The organism is Adlercreutzia sp. DFI.6.23 (genome assembly GCF_024462535.1).
Classification (GTDB): domain Bacteria; phylum Actinomycetota; class Coriobacteriia; order Coriobacteriales; family Eggerthellaceae; genus Adlercreutzia; species Adlercreutzia rubneri.
In genome coordinates this window covers 1-385 of record NZ_JANGBP010000234.1, presented here as the reverse complement: position 1 = coordinate 385, position 385 = coordinate 1, and the positions used below count along the sequence as shown (strand labels likewise).

Sequence of the window (385 nt, the reverse complement as noted above, 5' to 3'; positions counted from 1 at the left end):
CTGAGACGCCTGCGGCGATGGCCGCAACGGACTGATGATCCTCGCGAGAGGATGACTTGCTGTAGATGAGGGGCGTCTCGGACGACGCTCCCGCCGACGGTGCCCCAAGCGGCGCGGGCGCGGGTGCCGCAGACGCCGCCAACGAGTAAGGAGGTGGGCCATGAGCGAGCGCTGCCCCGTTTGTTCCCGCGAGATTTCACCGAACGACACCGTGTGTCCCACCTGCGGATTCAAGCTGCTCGGCGCCACGCAGGCCATGCAGCCGCTCGTCATGAGCGAGACGCCGGCCACAACCGTTGAGGAGAGCACCCCGGCCCGTGCGACGCTCAACGTCGTGCGGGGTCCGCAAGTGGGCATCAGCTTCGTGCTCACAGGCGAGCCCGTC

The 385-nt window shown here is 68.1% G+C and carries 1 pseudogene; it reads left to right on the top strand.

Annotated elements, in window-relative coordinates:
- Positions 1-160: 160 nt before the first annotated feature.
- Positions 161-385, top strand: a pseudogene (locus NE591_RS13160) (zinc-ribbon domain-containing protein); the annotation flags it as partial.